This is a genomic window from Rhizobium sp. ZX09 (assembly GCF_017357485.1).
Taxonomy (GTDB): Bacteria; Pseudomonadota; Alphaproteobacteria; order Rhizobiales; family Rhizobiaceae; genus Agrobacterium; species Agrobacterium pusense.
The window spans coordinates 232,733-252,121 of sequence record NZ_CP031363.1; the positions used below are offsets into that span (position 1 = coordinate 232,733).

General features: G+C 59.7%; 16 protein-coding genes. 8 read left to right on the top strand and 8 right to left on the bottom strand.

The window, feature by feature from the left end:
- Positions 1 to 20: 20 nt before the first annotated feature.
- The 6 genes from BTN45_RS01145 to BTN45_RS01170 form a co-directional block, all read right to left on the bottom strand.
- On the bottom strand, positions 21 to 1,385 hold the full coding sequence (locus BTN45_RS01145; protein WP_207588601.1) for a metallophosphoesterase: 1,365 nt from the start codon (positions 1,383 to 1,385) through the stop codon (positions 21 to 23).
- Between the two features lie 218 nt (positions 1,386 to 1,603).
- Positions 1,604 to 3,424, bottom strand: coding sequence for a phosphogluconate dehydratase (gene edd / locus BTN45_RS01150; protein WP_004440058.1), 1,821 nt, complete (start codon positions 3,422 to 3,424; stop codon positions 1,604 to 1,606).
- A 124-nt stretch (positions 3,425 to 3,548) separates the two neighbouring features.
- Positions 3,549 to 4,247, bottom strand: coding sequence for a 6-phosphogluconolactonase (pgl, locus tag BTN45_RS01155; RefSeq protein ID WP_006698174.1), 699 nt, complete (start codon positions 4,245 to 4,247; stop codon positions 3,549 to 3,551).
- A 10-nt stretch (positions 4,248 to 4,257) separates the two neighbouring features.
- Positions 4,258 to 5,733 (bottom strand): glucose-6-phosphate dehydrogenase, encoded by a 1,476-nt coding sequence (gene zwf, locus BTN45_RS01160; RefSeq protein ID WP_004440062.1) that lies wholly within the window; start codon positions 5,731 to 5,733, stop codon positions 4,258 to 4,260.
- 136 nt (positions 5,734 to 5,869) lie between these two features.
- Positions 5,870 to 7,156, bottom strand: coding sequence for an FAD-binding oxidoreductase (locus tag BTN45_RS01165; protein WP_207588608.1), 1,287 nt, complete (start codon positions 7,154 to 7,156; stop codon positions 5,870 to 5,872).
- A gap of 12 nt (positions 7,157 to 7,168) precedes the next feature.
- Positions 7,169 to 8,608: a glutamine synthetase family protein gene (locus BTN45_RS01170; protein ID WP_022555640.1), complete on the bottom strand. Its 1,440-nt coding sequence runs from the start codon at positions 8,606 to 8,608 to the stop codon at positions 7,169 to 7,171.
- 123 nt (positions 8,609 to 8,731) lie between these two features.
- Here BTN45_RS01170 and BTN45_RS01175 point away from each other — a divergent pair, with 123 nt between their 5' ends.
- The 3 genes from BTN45_RS01175 to BTN45_RS01180 all read left to right on the top strand — a co-directional run bounded on the left by BTN45_RS01175 (position 8,732) and on the right by BTN45_RS01180 (position 11,537).
- Positions 8,732 to 9,916, top strand: a complete 1,185-nt coding sequence (locus BTN45_RS01175; protein ID WP_142181870.1) for an NAD(P)/FAD-dependent oxidoreductase — start codon at positions 8,732 to 8,734, stop codon at positions 9,914 to 9,916.
- Between the two features lie 358 nt (positions 9,917 to 10,274).
- On the top strand, positions 10,275 to 10,409 hold the full coding sequence (locus BTN45_RS26585) for a hypothetical protein (RefSeq protein ID WP_262621252.1): 135 nt from the start codon (positions 10,275 to 10,277) through the stop codon (positions 10,407 to 10,409).
- Positions 10,410 to 10,664: 255 nt separating this feature from the next.
- Complete coding sequence (locus BTN45_RS01180; protein WP_004440070.1) at positions 10,665 to 11,537, top strand: LysR family transcriptional regulator; 873 nt, start codon at positions 10,665 to 10,667, stop codon at positions 11,535 to 11,537.
- Positions 11,538 to 11,549: 12 nt separating this feature from the next.
- On the opposite strand, the gene BTN45_RS01185 is transcribed toward BTN45_RS01180, so the two are convergent.
- A complete protein-coding gene (locus tag BTN45_RS01185; protein WP_022555643.1) occupies positions 11,550 to 11,804 on the bottom strand; it encodes a hypothetical protein in 255 nt (84 codons plus the stop codon).
- Positions 11,805 to 11,888: 84 nt separating this feature from the next.
- On the bottom strand, positions 11,889 to 13,178 hold the full coding sequence (gene aceA / locus BTN45_RS01190; protein ID WP_142181868.1) for an isocitrate lyase: 1,290 nt from the start codon (positions 13,176 to 13,178) through the stop codon (positions 11,889 to 11,891).
- A 256-nt stretch (positions 13,179 to 13,434) separates the two neighbouring features.
- Between aceA and BTN45_RS01195 the strand changes: the two genes are divergently transcribed.
- The 5 genes from BTN45_RS01195 to BTN45_RS01215 all read left to right on the top strand — a co-directional run bounded on the left by BTN45_RS01195 (position 13,435) and on the right by BTN45_RS01215 (position 19,129).
- Positions 13,435 to 14,850, top strand: a complete 1,416-nt coding sequence (locus BTN45_RS01195) for a helix-turn-helix domain-containing protein (protein WP_207588610.1) — start codon at positions 13,435 to 13,437, stop codon at positions 14,848 to 14,850.
- Positions 14,851 to 15,002: 152 nt separating this feature from the next.
- A complete protein-coding gene (locus tag BTN45_RS01200) occupies positions 15,003 to 16,100 on the top strand; it encodes a polyamine ABC transporter substrate-binding protein (RefSeq protein WP_207588613.1) in 1,098 nt (365 codons plus the stop codon).
- A gap of 134 nt (positions 16,101 to 16,234) precedes the next feature.
- Positions 16,235 to 17,392, top strand: coding sequence for an ABC transporter ATP-binding protein (locus BTN45_RS01205; RefSeq protein WP_022555646.1), 1,158 nt, complete (start codon positions 16,235 to 16,237; stop codon positions 17,390 to 17,392).
- 11 nt (positions 17,393 to 17,403) lie between these two features.
- Positions 17,404 to 18,312 (top strand): ABC transporter permease subunit, encoded by a 909-nt coding sequence (locus BTN45_RS01210; protein WP_004440081.1) that lies wholly within the window; start codon positions 17,404 to 17,406, stop codon positions 18,310 to 18,312.
- Positions 18,313 to 18,316: 4 nt separating this feature from the next.
- On the top strand, positions 18,317 to 19,129 hold the full coding sequence (locus tag BTN45_RS01215) for an ABC transporter permease subunit (RefSeq protein WP_004440083.1): 813 nt from the start codon (positions 18,317 to 18,319) through the stop codon (positions 19,127 to 19,129).
- Positions 19,130 to 19,389: the final 260 nt, after the last annotated feature.

Genomic DNA, 19,389 nt, shown 5'->3' on the forward strand with positions numbered 1-19,389 from the left:
GACCCTGACGATTTGCGGCTTTAGGAAAGCCCGCCCAGAACCGTCTGCTTCAGCTTCACATCCGGCACTTCGATGAAGGCGAGATCGCTGCGGCCGAAATAGGATTTCTGGTTGGTGGCGGACCAGTCGTTGCAGACCAGTTTGTAACGGCCTTTCTTCTCCGGCTTTTCCGGCATGGCGTAGAGATAGTCGCCCGTGCGTGCGGCGAGCGGAATGTTGCTGTCCTGATTGCATCGCTTGAGGATTTGGACGAGCGTTTCGCTGTCCACTTCGGTCAGCATCAGCTTGCCGTCGAAGCGCAGCGAGGCGTTGAAATCATAACGGCGAATATCGCCTGCCGGCAAGCCTGCGCCGAAAGAGGTGTGGCCGATGAAACCGACATCGGCGCCGGTCTTCGCGGCGATCAGATGCGCCACATGGCGCCCTGCTTCGTCGACGGTCATCGCCTTGGCGGCCTTGCCGACAACTTCCCGTTCTTCTGCGGTCAGGTGCTTTTCAAGCGTCTGCTCGATGAGAGTCTTGAGAGCCGGCGAGGCGGGAGCATCACGATCGATGGTGACCGTCTCAATGGCGGCGGCCTTGCCGGGACCGGTAATTGTCGCGACCGTCATGGAGGTGCACCAGGAGCCGGTGTGGACATAGCGCGTCGCGCCCTCTTCGTGCACGAAATTCAGGTGATCATGGCCGCCCACCAGCAGCGTGCCGTCAGGCAGCACCGGCAGAATATCGCGGTCGGCGACAACGCCGGCGTGGCTCAGAACAATATTGATCGCATCCGCTTTGACGATTTCGGGCAGATTGGCCTTCGCCCATTCCACCGGCTGAGGAATGTCCAGCATCTCGCGCGTCGCCTTCGGATAGGTATTGATCGCATTGGTCGCGAGGCCCGCGACGATGACCGCCCGTTCGCCGGCCTTCACCGCGGCACTGGACGGCGCATAGGGGTTGCCGCTTCGCTTGTCGATGATGTTGGAAAGCACGGTGATGCCGAGGGCTTGAGCACGGCTGACGAAATTGGCGAGGTCATTGTCGATATCGGGCTCATGATTGCCGATATTGATGACCGTGGGGGCAAGCTTGGCGAGCGCCGCAAGGAAGGTCCATTCGATTTCGCCGGCCGAACGTGTGGCCACGGCGTTGCCGAGTTCGAAAAGGTCGCCATTTAGCAGGATGATGTGGGGCGCCTTGTCGGCCGCGATACGCGTTTCGATGGCCGCGAGAAGCTGGCCGATACGCTCATAGGCCGAATGCAGATCGGAGATGACGATGGCACGCAGGGCTACATCCTGCGCCGTTGCCGGCATGGCCGCTACCGTCAGCGGCAGCATGGCGGTGCCCGCCATAAGCTTCAGCACATCGCGGCGGTTGCTTGAAAAAATCGTCATGTCATGTCCCATTATCCGAAACTGCGCCGTCATCCCACGGCTGGTCGGGAACGCCTTAAGAGGCGATCATCACAGCCGCATGACAAGTTTGGCGTTTAAGGCATGGGAAATAAAGCTGTTTCTGCGTCCGCCCGTCCCGGGCGTGAAAGTGCGGTGTGACGATGCCGCAGAGCGGGGTTTAAAGGCGAAAGCCGCATCCAGCCTTCGCCTTTTGGAAATCAATGAAACAGGACGCTGGCACCTTGATCGGCAGGACCGGCATTACGGCGGAAGGGGGCGAAAAGTTCGCGGCCCATGCCCCATTCATTGCCGGAGAGATCAGCGCGCGCCGGTTCGCGTTTTGACAGTTCGGCGGCGGACACCAGCACTTCGAGCGATCCGGAAACGGCGTCGAGACGGATGATATCGCCATCGCGGATGAGCGAGATCGGCCCGCAATCGGAAGCCTCAGGCGTAACATGGATCGCGGCCGGCACCTTGCCGGATGCGCCGGACATGCGCCCGTCCGTCACAAGCGCCACCTTGAAGCCGCGGTCCTGCAGCACGCCGAGCGGCGGCGTCAGGCGGTGCAGCTCAGGCATGCCATTCGCCTTCGGCCCCTGGAAGCGGACGACCGCAATGAAGTCGCGGTTAAGCTTGCCTTCCTTGAAGGCGTCCTGAAGCTCCTGCTGGTCGTGGAAAACAATCGCGGGCGCTTCGATGATATGGCGCTCCGGCTTGACGGCGGAAATCTTGATGACGGATTTGCCGAGATTACCGGTCAGCATCTTGAGACCGCCGGTGGGCTGGAACGGTGTTTCAATGCTGGAAAGCACCTTCGGATCGTGGCTCTGCTCGGGGGAGGGCTGGCGGGTGACCGCGCCCTTCTCGTCCAGTAGTGCATCCACGGTGTAGGCGGCCAGACCCTGTCCGAAGACGGTGCGCACATCGTCATGCACGAAGCCCTGTTTCAGGAGCTGCTTGATGAGGAAGCCCATGCCGCCTGCAGCGTGGAAATGGTTCACATCGGCCAGCCCGTTGGGATAAACGCGGGCCAGCAGCGGCACGATGTCAGAGAGATCAGAAATATCCTGCCATGTGAGGATGATGCCTGCGGCGCGCGCCATGGCGATCAGATGCATGGTGTGATTGGTGGAACCACCGGTCGCATGCAGACCCACGACGCCGTTGACGATGGATCGTTCGTCGATCATCTCGCCGGCGGGGGTGAATTCGTTGCCCTGCGCGGTGATGGCGAGCGCTCTCTTGGTAGCCTCGCGGGTCAGCGCGTCACGCAATGGCGTGCCGGGATTGATGAAGGAGGAACCGGGCATATGAAAGCCCATGATCTCCATCAGCATCTGGTTGGAATTGGCGGTGCCGTAGAAGGTGCAGGTTCCGGGACCGTGGTAAGATTTGGATTCTGCTTCCAGCAGCTCCGCGCGACCGACCTTGCCTTCGGCGTAAAGCTGGCGAATACGCGACTTCTCGTCATTCGGGAGGCCTGATGTCATCGGACCGGCAGGAATGAAGACCGCGGGCAGGTGACCGAAGGCGAGTGCGGCGATCACGAGGCCAGGCACGATCTTGTCGCAGACGCCAAGATAGAGGGCGGCATCGAACATGTTGTGCGAGAGGCCGATCCCCGCAGCCATGGCGATGGCATCGCGGGAAAACAGCGAAAGCTCCATGCCGGGCTGCCCCTGGGTGACGCCGTCACACATCGCAGGTACGGCGCCGGCAACCTGAGCGATACCGCCCGCTTCCTTGGCTGCATCGCGGATGATGGCCGGGAAGGTCTCATAGGGCTGGTGCGCCGAGAGCATGTCGTTATAGGCGGTGATGATGCCGAGATTGGGAACCCGGTCGCCGGCAAGGATGTCCTTGTCGGCGGGGGAACAGACCGCAAACCCGTGTGCAAGATTGCCGCAGGACAGAACGGAACGGTGAACGCCTTTTGAGACCTGCAGCCGCAGCCGCTCGAGATAGGTCTCGCGATAGGGCTTGGAACGTTCGACGATGCGGGCGGTGATGGCCTGAATGCGGGAATCGGCGGACATGGGCGTTCATCCTGTTCGTTGGGCGACAACCGGCGTTCCGGGAGGCGAATGCCGGTTGTCGTGTTTCAGTCTTCATGTCTTCAGGGCGCTTGTCGCGGACCGCAGGAGCGGCCGTCGCGTCGGCTTATGGCGCCCAGTAAATATCCACTGGCGTTTCTGCCCGGTTCAGCACGGCACGGACGGGCATTTCTTCCTCATCCTCGCCCGACTGCGCCTTCTCCAGCGTCGCCTTCTTGGCGGCGCCTTCGATGTGCAGCACCAGGAAACCGGCATCGTGCAGGCTGGAGAAGTTGAAGGTCAACCGTTCCTCGCCGGCATTCTCGGCCGCCATGGTCAAAACGCCGCGCGGCTCATCGAGATCAAGCGCTTCGTAGAGATTGTCTCCACCGGGAAAGAACGAGGCCGTGTGGCCATCCGTTCCCATACCGAGAATGACAACATCGAAGGGATCGCAGATCGCTTCGGTCTTGACGGTCGCAAGCGTTGCCGCATCCTCCGGCGAGGCCGCCGGCTGGAACAGCGGCACGAAATAAGCCGCCTTCGCCTTGTTTTGCAGAAGATTCTCGGCGACGAGACGATGATTGGAGCGATCGCTTTCCGGCGGCACGAAACGCTCGTCCACCAGCGTCACGCTGATATTGGGCCAATCGAGATCGTGCTGGGAAAGCGCCTGAAAGAACAGCTTCGGTGTAGAGCCGCCAGAGACCGCGATGCTTGCGGTCCCCCGTTCCTTGGTTGCCGCGTCGAGCCGCTGGGCGACATCAGCCGCAAGCGTATTGGCAAGATCGGAGGCGCTATCGAAGGCGTGGATTGTTTCGCTCATCCGCGCGCCCTCAGTCGGCATCGTGCCAGGTACGACCGTCACGCTCGATCAGTGCGATCGAGCCGCTCGGCCCCCAGGTTCCTGCCGTGTAACCCTGCACGCCCTGACCAAGCTCTTCCCAGCTCTTGAGAATTGGGTCGATCCAGTCCCATGCGGCCTCGACCTCGTCGCGGCGCATGAACAGCGTCTGGTTGGACCGGATGGTATCCATCAGCAGGCGCTCATAAGCGTCAGGGCTGCGCACGTTGAAGGCTTCGGCAAAGCTCATGTCCAGCGACACCTGGCGCAGGCGCATGCCGCCCGGACCGGGGTCCTTGATGAGGAGCGACTGCTTGACGCCTTCATCCGGCTGCAGACGAATGACCAGCTTGTTGGCCTCGATCTTGCCTGCCGCGTCGTCGAAGATCGAATGCGGGATCTGCTTGAAGGTGACGACGATTTCCGAAACGCGGGTCGCGAGGCGTTTACCGGTGCGGATGTAGAAGGGAACGCCCGCCCAGCGCCAGTTTGCAATTTCAGCCTTGATGGCGACGAAGGTTTCGGTGTTGGAAACGCCGCCTTCGAGCTCTTCCAGATAGCCCTTGACCGGGCCACCTGCGGAAGCGCCGGCGCGGTACTGGCCCCGAACCGTCAGCTTTTCGACGTTGCTGGTGTCGATCGGCTTCAGCGAACGCAGAACCTTCAGCTTTTCGTCGCGCACGGCTTCGGCGTTCATGGAAGCCGGCGGCTCCATGGCGACGAGGCAGAGCAGCTGGAGAATATGGTTCTGCACCATGTCGCGCAACGCGCCGGCCTTGTCGTAATAACCGGCGCGACCTTCGAGACCGACCGCCTCGGCAACCGTGATCTGCACGTGGTCGATATGCGCGGAATTCCACAGCGGCTCGTAAAGCGCGTTGGCGAAACGCAGCGCCATCAGGTTCTGCACCGTCTCCTTGCCGAGATAGTGGTCGATGCGGAAGATCTGCTCTTCCTTGAAGACATGGCCGATGGTGTCGTTGAGTTCCTGCGCCGAGGCGAGGTCGCGGCCGATCGGCTTTTCAACGACGATGCGGGTCGAGCGGGTGATGAGCTTGTGTTCGCGGATCTTGTCGGCGATATCGCCGAAAATTCCGGGCGCGACAGCGAGATAGAAAGCGCGCACGCGCTCTTTACCTTCGTCCAGCAGCTTCTTCAGCACGTCCCAGCCATTGTTGCCCTTGGCGTCAACGGGCACGTAGAAAAGCCTGTTCAGGAACACGGCAACCTGCGCGTCGTCATACTCGCCGGCCTTCAGATGCTCCTTCAGGGCGTCCTGTGCGAATTTGCGATATTCCTCATGGGTCATGACCGAACGCGACGCACCGATGATGCGGGTCGGCTCCGTGAACTGCCCTTCGATCTGCCGGTGATAAAGGGCCGGCAGAAGCTTGCGCTCGGCAAGATCGCCCGTGCCGCCGAAAACGACACAATCAAAAGGTTCAACAGGAATGATCTGACTGCTCATATCGATTCTCTCGATCTTCAAGGGTTGGGGCATCAATAATCTAATCGATTTAAAAATGCCAGACTCAGTTATGTGAAATTATGAATTTTGCTTTTGCCGGTGTGCTTGCCGCCGGTAATGGACTGTAAACATTGGACTAAAACCTGTCTCGCAATGCAAACCACGAAAGCGCCAGGAAAAGCAGCGGCGCGCGCAGTGAGGTTCCGCCCGGAAAGGCCGGCACTTTAAGCCGCGCGAATGGCGCCAGCATGTCCTTATTGCCGAGCACCAGATCGGCATAAAGCTTGCCGCAATAATTCGAAAGCATCACGCCGTGGCCTGAATATCCACCGATGGAGGTGACACCTGGCATGACCTCACGCACGAAGACCTTGCGCGGTAGAGTGATGCCGACGGAGCCGCCCCAGGAATGGGTGATGTCGATATCCTTCAGCTCGGGATAGATTTCCGCGATCTGCCGGCGTATGTGGCTGGAAATATCCCGCGGCGTATCTGCCGTGTAAGCTTCGCGGCCGCCGAACAACAGCCGGTTATCGGCCGTCTTGCGGAAGTAACGCACCACAAACCGTGAATCCGCCACGGCCTCCCGGTCTGGAATGATGCCGGGGAAGGCATCCAGCGGTGCGGTTGCGCCGATGAAGGAGCGGATCGGCATGATATGGGCTGCCGTTATCGGTTCCAGATTGCCGATATAGGCATTGGTGGCAATCAGCACACGCGCCGCGGTGATGGTGCCGAAGGGCGTTTCGATGATGGTCTTGCCGCCCACTTGCCGGATGGATTTCGCAGGCGTCATCTCATAAATGTCGGCACCCGCATCTTTCGCGGCTTTCGCAACGCCGACCAGCAGCTTAAGTGGGTGTATATGGCCGGTGCCGGTGTCGCGGGTGCCACCGAAATAATGAGTGGAGCCGACGCGTTTGCGCGCTTCGCCACGCTCCATGTAGGAAATATGCGGATAGCCGTAGCGGTTGTTCATCGCATCGACGCTGCGGCGATAGTCGTCCTCGTAACCTGCCTTGTGGGCCACATAGAGTTGGCCCGGCAGATAATCCATGTCTATGCCGCGGCTGCTTGCGAAATCGCGCACGTAATTTTTCGCGTCCTCGGCGATGTCGAACAGCAGCTTCGATTGCTCGAAGCCAATCTCTTCCTCAAGCTCATCGGGGAAAGAGCGCTGGCCGGTGCCGAACTGGCCGCCATTTCGGCCGGAAGCACCATCGCCAAAACGATGCGCTTCTATGAGGGCGACCGAGACGCCGTTTTCAGCGAGATTACAGGCGGCCTGAAGACCGGTGTAACCACCGCCGATGATCGCGACATCCACCTGCTTCGACCCATCGAGCGCGGGATAGTCCGGCCGCTCACCGACGGTTGCCTGATACCAGGATAGTCCCGGCGCAATCGGGCTTTGCCATGTCATGCTCGGGATTCCTTACACGTTGAGAAGCAGGAACTCGCGCTCCCAAGGGCTGATGACCTGCATGAAGGTCTCGAATTCCCCCCGCTTCAGACCGGCATAAAGGCCCACAAATTCGTGACCGAAGATCCGGTCGAACTGTGCTTCGCCCTCCAGCAAGGCGACCGCTTCAAGCAGGCCACGCGGCAGGTCGATAGAGCCCTCATTGGCCGTATCGGCGGTAGGTTCGGTCGGCTCGATGCTGTTGACGATGCCGAGCCAGCCGCAGCCGAGCGAGGCCGCGAGCGCCAGATAGGGGTTGGCGTCCGAGCTGGGCAGGCGGTTTTCGACGCGCCGCGCCTGCGGGCCGGAAATCGGCACGCGGAAGGCCGTCGTGCGGTTGTCGTAACCCCAGGCATTGTTCACCGGGCAGGCCATGTCAGGCGTCAGGCGGCGGTAGGAATTCACATAGGGCGCCAGCATGACCAGCGCATTCGGAACGTAACGCTGCATGCCGCCGACAAAGGAGAAGAATTCTTTCGAAGGGCTGCCATCTTCATTGGAGAAGATGTTGCGGCCGCTATCGATTTCTACCACCGACTGGTGGATGTGCATGGCCGAACCCGGCTGGCCCTGCATGGGCTTGGCCATGAAGGTGGCATAGATGCCGTGCTTCAGCGCGGCTTCGCGAATGGTGCGCTTGAACAGGAACACCTGGTCGGCAAGCTCGATCGGATCGCCATGACGCAGGTTGATTTCCAGCTGTGCCGGCCCTTCCTCATGGATGAGCGTATCGATCTCCAGACCCTGCTTTTCGGAGAAGTGATAGATATCGTCGATCAGTTCGTCGAACTCGTTGATGCCGGCGATGGAATAGCTTTGACCTCCAACGATGGAGCGTCCCGACCGACCCTTTGGCGGATGCAGCGGATAGTCCGGATCGTCATTCATGGCGACGAGGTAGAATTCGATTTCCGGTGCCACCACCGGCTTCCAGCCCTTTTCGGTATAGAGCGAAAGCACGTTCTTCAAAACGTTGCGCGGCGTGTATGGCACGAAATTGCCTTCCGCATCCACCACGTCACAGATCACCTGCGCGGTCGGGTCGGTTTCCCAGGGCACGACGGAGAGGGTTGAAAGATCCGGCACCAGCTTCAGATCGCTGTCGCGCGGCTCGTAGCGGAAATTGGCGGTCTCATCGGGATATTCGCCCGATATCGTGTGGCGATAGAGCGCCGAGGGTAGAGCAAGCGAGGTATCGCCCGTGAATTTCGCCGTCGGCATCATTTTCCCGCGCGGTACGCCGGCAAGGTCGGGCGTGATGCATTCTATGTCTTCTATCCCACGCGCCCTCAGCCATTGCGCGGCTTCGCGCCAGGAGGAAACGCCACGGGTGGAGGAAAGGTCGAGGGGAGGGGTCTTCTTTGCCATGGTTGCCTGTTTTTTCGGGCGGAGCATGGTTTTCTTGGCGGGCATGTATCACCGGGTCTGTGTTTCGACTGTCGCCATCATAACCGTAGTTTGGCAATTGGCGAGGGGGAAAGCGCCATTGACAAGCGGCGGCACTTGGAAAAGAGGAAAGGAAACGAAACGGATGGAATGATGGCAGATAAATGTGACGTGCTGATTTTGGGGGCGGGCGCCGCCGGCATGATGTGCGCCATCCGCGCCGGCCAGCGCGGCCGCTCCGTCGTCGTTCTCGACCATGCGAAAGCGCCGGGCGAAAAGATCCGCATCTCCGGCGGTGGTCGCTGTAACTTTACCAATATCCACGCCGGGCCGAGGAATTATCTCTCTGCCAACCCGCATTTCGCCAAATCCGCGCTTGCCCGATATACGCCGCGCGATTTCATCGCCCTTGTCGAAAAACACCGTATCTCTTGGCACGAAAAGACGCTCGGCCAGCTTTTCTGTGATGACAGCGCCAAGGATATCATCCGCATGCTGCTGGCTGAAATGCAGGCGGTGAATGCGAAGCTTCGGCTCGAAACGTCAGTCTCCGCCGTGACCCATGACGGCGGCCGTTTTCGGGTGTCGACCTCGGGTGGCGTCATCGAGGCGGAGAGCCTCGTCGTCGCGACAGGCGGCAAGTCTATCCCGAAGATGGGCGCGACGGGTTTTGCCTACCAGATCGCCGAACAGTTCGGCCTCAAGCTCATTGAAACCCGCCCCGGCCTCGTTCCGCTGACGCTTGATCCCGGTCTTCTGGAAAAGCTGAGCCCGCTTGCCGGTGTCGCTGTTCCGGCTGAGGTTTCCCATGGCAAAACCTCGTTCGAGGAAGCGCTATTGTTCACCCATCGCGGTTTGAGCGGTCCTTCCATACTGCAAATCTCCTCATACTGGCGCGAGGGCAATCCCATCCGCCTGAAGCTTGAGCCGCATCGCGATTTGGCCGCGGTGTTGAAGCAGGCCAAACAGAAAAACGGCCGTCAGTCCGCCCAGACCGCCCTGTCGGAGATCCTTCCGAAGCGGCTCGCCCAGCATGTCGTCGAACAATCCGGCCTCACCGGCCATCTTGCCGATATGTCCGACAAGGCTCTGGGGAAGCTGGCGGCAGAGGTGCAGGACTGGCAGATCAAGCCCGCCGGTTCGGAAGGTTATCGCACCGCGGAGGTCACGCTCGGCGGCGTGGACACGACCGGCCTCGATTCCCGCAGCATGGCGGCGAAATCCGCGCCCGGCCTCTATTTCATCGGCGAATGTGTCGATGTGACCGGCTGGCTCGGCGGTTATAATTTCCAGTGGGCCTGGGCGTCCGGGCAGGCGGCCGGCGAATTCGCGTGATCGTCTCTGGCCGTGGAAAAGATCGGACCTCTCTCCTTCGTCATGCGGGACTTGATCCGGCATCCAGCCATGGCGCTTCTGCGCCATGAAGAGTCTTTCGCGATCAAGGACTTGATCGCGCTCGACCCCGGAACTAGTCCGGGGTGACGGAGCGGATGAGACCTGTTCGCCAACTCAGTTTCAGTTGGTAAAGTTGTGGCCCTTCCTCGCGTTTTTAATAATCTGTTAACGGGGGAGGAGTCATCCTGACCAAATGCCAGCAAGGCCGGATCGCTCAATGATCCCGCTGCACATGATGTCACGCTGGAAGCCCTTAACAGGGCATGGGTCGGTTGAGTTTTTCGTCTGGAGCCCGCGCATGAACAGATCTGCACATCGCCGCCCTCGCGCCATTGCCATCGCCCGCACTGACAACGAGAGCCGGCAGTTGGCCTTTCGGCTGAGCCTCATCGCAGCCGGTGCTCTCGCAGCCCTTATCGCCCTCTTCCATTGATCGACGGCTTCTCACCTTCACAAAGTTGATAAGCGCGCTGAAAAACCGTGACATCCGTGATGCCTCGGCCATATCCCTGTAAAACTTTTCTTCCTGCAGAATGGCTTCACGCCGTGTGCGCGGTCGCTGATTTTCAATAATGGCCCGTGCTGCAAAAATCGCGTGCATGTTCGCTCTCCTTCTTACTGCGGAGGGCCATGATGCACGCCGTTTTTTGATTTATCTGCGCAAGAAAATGCGCTACGTTTTTCAATTATGAAAAACGTCACCTGGGATTCCTACCAGCTTTTCCTCGATGTGTCACGAAGCGGTGGCCTGACGGGTGCCGCCGCGCTGACGGGCTTAAGCCCCGCGACCATAGGGCGGCGCATGGTCGAGCTGGAGGAGCGGATCGGCAAGGCGCTGTTCCACCGCAGCCAGACGGGATACGCCCTCACAGTGGACGGCCGTGCGTTGTTCGACAGACTTCAGGCCATGGAGAATGCGGCCAGGGATATCGAGGGGTGGCAGAAGGCGTCATCGGCCTCGTCCATCGTGCGGATTGCCGTGGGCACCTGGAATGCCTGGCTCTTGACCAGCAACTTCTCCGCCATCTGCACGGATCGCGATGATTTCCGCATCGACCTTTTTATCGCCGAGCAGAGGGCGTCTCTGGCCCATCGGGAAAACGATATCGGTATCCGCGCTTTCGAGCCGCAGGAGCGCAATCTCGCTGCCATCAAGACGGGGGAGGTTGCCTACGCTCCCTACAGGCTGCGCAATGCCGCCGCCACTGTCGCTGACCGCTGGCTGTCGGTAGCCGAGGAAAACGCCATTTCGACCTATCTTCGCTGGCCGCATGAAAACCGGAGCAACGAGATCGTCGTAACGGTGAACCGGCCAACGGCGCTTCTCGATCTTGTCCTGTCAGGGGCGGGGATCGCGGTGCTTCCGTGTTTCGTGGGCGATGCGGATGCGCGCCTCGTCCGGGAGGGCGGCGAAATCGAACCGCTGCGCCACAATCAATGGATCGTCATGAATAATGACGATCGCCACCGACCCGATATCAGGACGGTGGCGGATCGGATGACCCGTCTGATCAAGAGCCATTCCGATCTCTACGCCGGACGCAAGGGCCGCCCGGCATAGGCCGGCTGCGGATCAGGCGGCGCTTCCCTGCGCAACGATGACGGGGATAAGCAGATCACCCCAGTTGCCGCCGCCGCCATGGTGGCGGGCCGAGCGGACCAGCTCGACGGAAACGCCGGCCTCGACGGCTTTCATGACGGCCTGGTTGAGGCGGTGCAGGTCATTGGCCAGCATGCGGATGGCAGCCTGCTGATCCTGCGTCATGGCGGAGGATTGCTCCTCGGCGCGTTCCTTGACGTGCGTCTTGATGGGATTGTGGGCGTTCATGGCATTTCTCCTCTCGTTATTGTCAGGGGTTTTTGATCTGCTTTGCAAGCCCTTCCCGCGATGGGGAAGGGCGGTTTTCTTGATTTATTCGGCCGCCGGGCGGAACTGGTCGTGCTCGGTGGATTCCTTCATGGCCGTGGTGGACGACGTGCCGCCAGAGATCGCCAGAGACACGGCGTCGAAATAGCCGGTGCCGACTTCGCGCTGATGCTTGGTGGCGGTGTAACCATTGGCCTCTGCTGCGAATTCCGCCTCCTGAAGCTCGGAATAAGCCGCCATCTGCCGGTCCCTGTAGCCGCGCGCCAGTTCGAACATGCCGTAGTTGAGCTGGTGGAAGCCAGCGAGCGTGATGAACTGGAACTTGTAGCCCATCGCGCCTAGCTCGCGCTGGAACTTCGCAATCGTCGCGTCGTCGAGGTTCTTTTTCCAGTTGAACGACGGCGAGCAATTGTAGGCGAGCTTCTTGCCCGGATGCACCTTGTGCACGCCTTCAGCAAACCTGCGCGCCTGTTCCAGATCCGGCTTTGATGTTTCGCACCAGATCAGGTCGCAATAGGGCGCATAAGCCACCGCGCGGGCAATGCAGGGCTCCAGACCGTTCTTGACCTGATAAAAGCCCTCAACGGTGCGCCCGGCATCGTAATCCACGAAGGGACGGTCGCGCTCGTCGATATCGGAGGTCAGAAGCTTGGCGGCCTCCGCGTCCGTGCGGGCGATGACCAGCGTTGGTACACCCATAACGTCGGCCGCAAGCCGTGCTGCCGTCAGGTTGCGGATGTGCGCCGCCGTCGGGATCAGAACCTTGCCGCCGAGATGGCCGCACTTCTTTTCCGATGCCAGCTGATCCTCATAGTGAACACCTGCTGCGCCTGCCTCGATGAAGGCCTTCATGATCTCGAAGGCGTTGAGCGGCCCGCCGAAACCGGCCTCCGCATCGGCAACGATCGGCGCGAACCATGTGTCGACAGAAAGGCCCTTGCCCTCCGTGGTCTCGATCTGGTCGGCGCGTTGCAGGGTGCGGTTTATGCGCTTGGCCAGCTCCGGCGCTGCATTGGCGGGATAGAGCGACTGGTCTGGATACATGGCCGAGGCCGTGTTCGCATCCGCTGCAACCTGCCATCCCGAGAGATAAATCGCCTTCAGCCCGGCGCGAACCATCTGCATGGCCTGGTTGCCCGAGAGCGCACCCAGCGCATTGACGAAATTCTCCTCGTTGATCAGCTTCCACAGCCGGTTCGCACCCATTTCGGCCAGCGAATGGCGGATTTCGACAGAGCCGCGCAGCCGCTCCACGTCGGCGGCGGTATAGGTGCGCTCGATGCCGTCGAAACGTCCCTGCGGTGCGCCCGGAACAAGTTTGTAAAAATCCGTCATACTTCTCTCTCCCATGAAAAATGCGGTTTTCGTAGCGGGCCGTCTTGAACATCATATGGCGCCGTTTGATGTGACTACATTTACATTTTTCGAGATTTGATCGCCAGAACAAACATAAAAACAGTGACTTGAAAGAGGTTATCCTGTAGTGTGCATGACAGAGTGACGCTGTAAAAATGTAAATTTTGTAAAAGAGTATGATCCGTCAATTTTGTAATGGAATTGTATGTGTTGACGGGGGTGGAGGGGAAAGGCTGTGTCGGAAAACAAGATTTTTGCGGGCCCGCGCGTGCGCCGCATTCGCAACGGTCTCGCGCTGACGCAGACGGCCATGGCCGAGGCGCTGGCGATTTCGCCGTCCTATCTCAATCTCATCGAGCGCAACCAGCGGCCGCTGACAGTGCAGCTGCTTTTGAAGCTCGCCTCGGTGTACAAGGTCGATATGGATGACCTGCAGGGCGAAAGCGCCGGTTCCGCCGGGCAGCTGCGCGAGGTCTTCGCCGATCCGCTGCTGGTCGGCGAAGTGCCGTCGCCGCAGGAACTGATTGAGGTCGCCGATGCCGCGCCCAATGCGGCAAGTGGTGTTCTCAAGCTATACCGGGCTTACCGGGAACAGGCGCAGCGCCTCTCCGATCTCTCCGATCTTCTGGCGCGGGAGGGTCATGAAACGATGCTTTCCTCCACCCGCCTGCCGATCGACGAGGTGCGACACGTCTTTGAAAACCGCCCGGCCTACTTCCATTCCATCGATGCGGCTGCGGAAGACCTCCACAAACATTTGTCGACGGGCGATGATCTCGCCTCCGGCGTTCGCGCATGGCTCCAGAAAAACCACGGCATCGTGGTCCGCACCCTGCCGGTTCACGCTATGCCAAACCTCCGGCGACGTTACGACCGGCATTCCATGCGGCTTTTTTTATCCGAGCGCCTGTCGCAGCCGGATCAGCTGAGGGAAATGGCGATGGAGACCTGCCTTCTGGCGCTGCGCGAAGAAATCGGTACGGAGCTTGAAGGGCTTGGCCTGAAAGGGGAAGAGGCGAGACGCATTGCCCGCTTCGAACTGGCGCGTTACGCCGCTCATGCGTTGATGATGCCCTATGGCGCATTCCTCGGCGCCGCCCAGCGGGCGAAGTACGATCTCGAAGTCTTGCGGTCGCGCTTCAACGTATCGTTTGAACAGGCGGCCAATCGCACCGTCAGCCTGCAGCGGCCGACAGCCACGGCGATCCCGTTTTTCCTGATGGAAATCGACAATGCCGGTAACCGTTTTCGCCTTGCGGGGGCCGGCGGTTTTCCAAGGGCGCGTTTTGGCGGCCTCTGTCCGCGTCTCAATATTCATGCGGCTTTCGCCCAGCCGGGACAAGTGCTCGTGGAAGCGGTCGAGATGCCCGACGGGGATGCTTTCCTCACGGTGTCGCGCACGCTGGAAGGTCCGCAGGCTGGTTTCGGCGAGAGGGTGCGGCGAACGGCGGTGCTTCTGGGCTGCGATTTCGCTCAGGCGGCAGAGACCGTCTATGGCCCGGCCGCTTCGGGCGCTGCGCCCGTCGCCGTCGGTCCTTCGTGCCGGCTGTGCGAAAGACAGGGCTGTCTTTCGCGGGCGGAAGCGCCGCTCACGCGGCCGCTGGGGCTGGATGAAATGGTCACCGGCCTCAGTGTTTTCGACTTCCAGTAGGTGTTTTCATTCGCTTTTTTGCGACCGGAGCACATTTGGTTGAAAATGCTGTGCTGCACATTTCCCCCTTGCTCCCTTCTGTTTTCCTTTCTAGTCTCTCCGAAAAAAGGGGATCACGCTCCCGTCGTGAGGATGCGTTAACAGGAGACATCATGAAAAACCGTTCTCTCCGCCTGACCTTGGCTCTCACCACCGCGCTCGTTGCAGCAGGCTCGGCAATGGCCCAGGAAAAGGTCGTCCACGTCTATAACTGGTCGGATTATATCGACGAATCGATCCTCGCCGATTTCACCAAGGAAACCGGCATCAAGGTCGTCTATGACGTTTTCGACAGCAATGAACTTGTGGAAACCAAGCTGCTGGCCGGCAGCTCCGGATATGATGTCGTGGTGCCCACTGGCCCCTTTCTCGCCCGCCAGATCAATGCCGGCGTGTTCCAGAAACTTGACAAGTCCAAGTTGCCGAATCTGAAAAACATGTGGCCCGAGGTTTCCGAGCGTCTGGCGAAATACGACCCCGGCAACGAATATGCCGTGAACTACATGTGGGGCACCACCGGCATCGGTTATAACGTCGCCAAGGTGAAGGCTGCACTGGGCGATGTTCCGGTCGATAGCTGGGATATTCTGTTCAGGCCGGAAAACGCTGAAAAGCTGAAATCCTGCGGCATCAATATTCTCGATGCCTCGGACGAGACCTTCGCCATTGCCATGAATTATCTCGGAAAGAACCCGGACAGCAAAGAAACCGCCGATCTCGAGGCGGGCGGCGATGTCTACATGAAGATCCGCCCCTATGTGAAGACCTTCAACTCCTCCGCCTATATCGATGAACTGGCGAATGGCGACAGCTGCATCACCATCGGCTGGTCGGGCGACATCCTCCAGGCGAAGAGCCGCGCCGAGGAAGCCAAGAATGGCGTCGAGGTGAATTATGTCATCCCGAAGGAAGGCACCTACATGTGGTTCGACAACCTTGCCATCCCGGCGGATGCCAAGAATGTCGAAGAAGCGCACGCCTTCATCAACTATCTGATGCGGCCGGAAGTCATTGCCAAGGCGTCGAACTACGTTCAGTACGCCAATGGCAACCTTGCTTCGCAGGCGCTGATGGATGAGTCTGTTGCCAAGAACCCGGCAGTCTATCCCGATGCCGAGACGATGAAGAAGCTCTTCACGATCTCGCCTTACGGACCGAAGGAACAGCGCGTGCTGAACCGCGTCTGGACGCAGATAAAGACCGGCAGCTGACACCTCCGCCCGCTGGTTGAGGAACGGCCGGCGGGCCTGTTCCTCTGATCCTTTGCCGGCAGGTCCGTTACCTGCCGGTATTGCCCGCCCCGAAGCATCGATCGACAGACCAACGGGATTTGAGGGTAGGGTGAATGGCGAAAACTCTAGGGCCGGTCAAACGCAAATTTAGCCCCTGGGACAATCCCGATGCGGTGCCCTTCATCCGCTTTGAAAACGTCACCAAACGTTTTGGTGATTTCGTCGCCGTCAACAATCTGACGCTTGATATTTACGAGCGTGAGTTCTTCTCGCTGCTCGGCCCCTCCGGTTGCGGCAAGACCACGCTGATGCGCATGCTGGCTGGTTTCGAGGAGCCGACCGAGGGCCGCATCCTGCTGCAGGGCAAGGATATTTCCGGCGTGCCGCCCTACAAGCGCCCGACCAATATGATGTTCCAGTCATATGCGCTTTTCCCGCACATGTCGGTAGAAAAGAACGTCGCTTTCGGTCTGGAGCAGGATGGCCTGCCCAAGGCGGACATCGTCGCCCGCGTCGAGGAAATGCTGCGCCTCGTCAAGCTCACGGAATTCGCCAAACGCAAGCCGAGCCAGCTTTCCGGCGGGCAGCGGCAGCGCGTGGCGCTTGCCCGATCGCTTGCCAAGCGGCCGAAGGTGCTTCTCCTCGATGAGCCGCTCGGCGCGCTCGACAAGAAGCTGCGTGAGGAAACGCAATTCGAACTGATGGATATCCAGACCAATCTCGGTCTCACCTTCCTCATCGTCACCCACGATCAGGAAGAGGCGATGACGGTGTCGGACCGCATCGCCGTCATGGACAAGGGCATTGTCGTGCAGGTGGCGACGCCCGCCGAGATATATGAAGCGCCGAACAGCCGCTACGTGGCCGATTTTATCGGTGACATCAATATTTTCGACGCCAATGTCGTCGCCAATGCTTCCGATATCGGCAGGCCCGGCCTCGTGACACTGGATTGCGACGGGCTGAAGGTGGCGGTTGAGCAGGAATGCGCCGCTGCCGCCGGTAGCCAGGTGGCTTTCGCCATCCGGCCGGAAAAGGTGCGCATCTCGCTCGATCAGCCTGCCGATAGCAGCATCAACTCCGCCTATGGAGAGGTATGGGATATCGGCTATCTGGGCGACTTCTCGGTCTTCATCGTCAAGCTTGCGGATGGCCGCGTCATCCGCGCCGCACAGGCAAATGTCTCGCGTCTGGTGGATCGCCCGATCACCTTCGGCGATATGGTGTGGCTGAACTGGAAGCCGGACTCCGGCCTCGTCCTGACGCGCTGAGGGAGGCTTCGATGGCGATCACCACTCCCGAAAACCGGCAAAGCCCCTGGCGCTGGCTGGTCGTCGCGGTTCCCTATTTCTGGCTGCTGCTGTTTTTTGCGGCCCCCTTTTTCATCATCTTCAAAATCTCGCTGTCGGATACGGCGATCTCCATGCCGCCCTATACCCCTGTCTTCGAAGGCTTCTCGAGGCTCGGTGATTTCTTTTCGCAGCTGGATTTCGAAAATTACCTCTTCCTGACGGAAGACCCGCTCTACATCGACGCCTATCTGTCGTCGTTGCGCATCGCCTTCATTTCCACCTTCCTGCTTTTGCTGATCGGTTATCCCATGGCGCTGGCCATGGCCCGCGCGCCGTCTTCCGTGCGGCCGACGCTGGTTATGCTGGTGATCCTGCCTTTCTGGACTTCGTTCCTGATCCGCGTTTACGCCTGGATCGGGATTCTGAAGCCGGAAGGCCTGCTGACGGTGCTGTTCCAGTGGCTCGGATTGCTCGGGCCGGACCAGCAGGTCAACATCTTCCGCACCGAAACCGCGATCTTCATCGGTATCGTTTATTCCTACTTGCCCTTCATGGTACTGCCGCTTTACTCCGCGCTGGAAAAGCTGGACAACACGCTGCTGGAAGCGGCCGCCGATCTGGGGTGCCCGCCTTGGAAAGCCTTCTGGAAGATTACGTTCCCGCTCTCCTTGCCGGGTGTCGTGGCCGGCTCGATGATCTGCTTCATCCCGATAACAGGTGAATTCGTCATCCCCGATCTCCTCGGCGGCGCACAGACGCTGATGATCGGCAAGACGCTCTGGACGGAATTCTTCGGCAACCGCGACTGGCCGCTGGCATCAGCCGTTGCCGTGCTGCTTCTGCTGTTGCTGGTCGTGCCTATCGCCATCTTCCAGAACCAGCAAAAGAAGGTGGGGTGAGGCCATGAAGCGCGGAAAATTTGACATCACCGTCCTCACACTCGGTTTTGCCTTTCTTTATATCCCGATCATCATCCTGATCGTTTATTCCTTCAATGCTTCCAAGCTTGTCACCGTCTGGGGCGGCTTCTCGCTGCAATGGTACAGGTCCATGTGGTCGAATGAAGGGTTGATGGATGCCGCCTGGGTGACGCTGCGCGTGGGTATCCTCAGCGCCACCATCGGCACCATCCTCGGCACACTCGCGGCGCTGTCGTTGACGCGCTTTGCGCGTTTTCCGGGCCGGGTGCTGTTTTCCGGCATGATCTATGCCCCGCTCGTCATGCCGGAGGTGATTACCGGCCTGTCGCTGCTGCTGCTCTTCGTGGCCGTCGGAGTGGATCGCGGTTTCTGGACGGTGGTCATTGCGCACACCACCTTTACCATGTGTTATGTGGCGATTGTGGTGCAGTCGCGTCTTTTGACCTTTGATCGAAGTCTCGAGGAAGCCGCGCTTGATCTTGGTTGCCCACCGGTCAAGACCTTCTTCCGTATCACCCTGCCGCTGATCTTTCCCGCCGTTATTGCCGGCTGGATGCTGGCCTTCACCCTGTCGCTCGATGATCTCGTCATTGCCAGCTTCGCCACCGGACCGGGTGCGACGACGCTGCCGATCAAGATCTATTCGCAGGTTCGCCTCGGCGTGACCCCGGAAATCAACGCCATCTGCACCATCCTGATCGGGCTTGTGACCGTCGGCGTCATCGTCGCCTCAATCGCCTCGAAGCGCACGGAGTTGCAGCGGATGCGCGATGAACACGCCGCGGCGCGAAACTGACCGGAGAGAATTCTACGATTTTTTCGCGTTACTGTTGAAACGCCAATAAAATCAGAAACCTGTAATTTAGTTTCGGGGCTTTACGGTTCCAGAATAGGAATTTTCGTCGGTGATTGATCGATTTTGGTTTTAACTGCTTGTTAATGGGAGTTGGCGGAAAGTAAACCCAACGCAGGGTCGTCATATGACTGATGGCCGGGATTGATAATTTCCATCTGGCGAGATTGTCCCCCTTTCTCTCGTTGAAAAGCACACCTTAT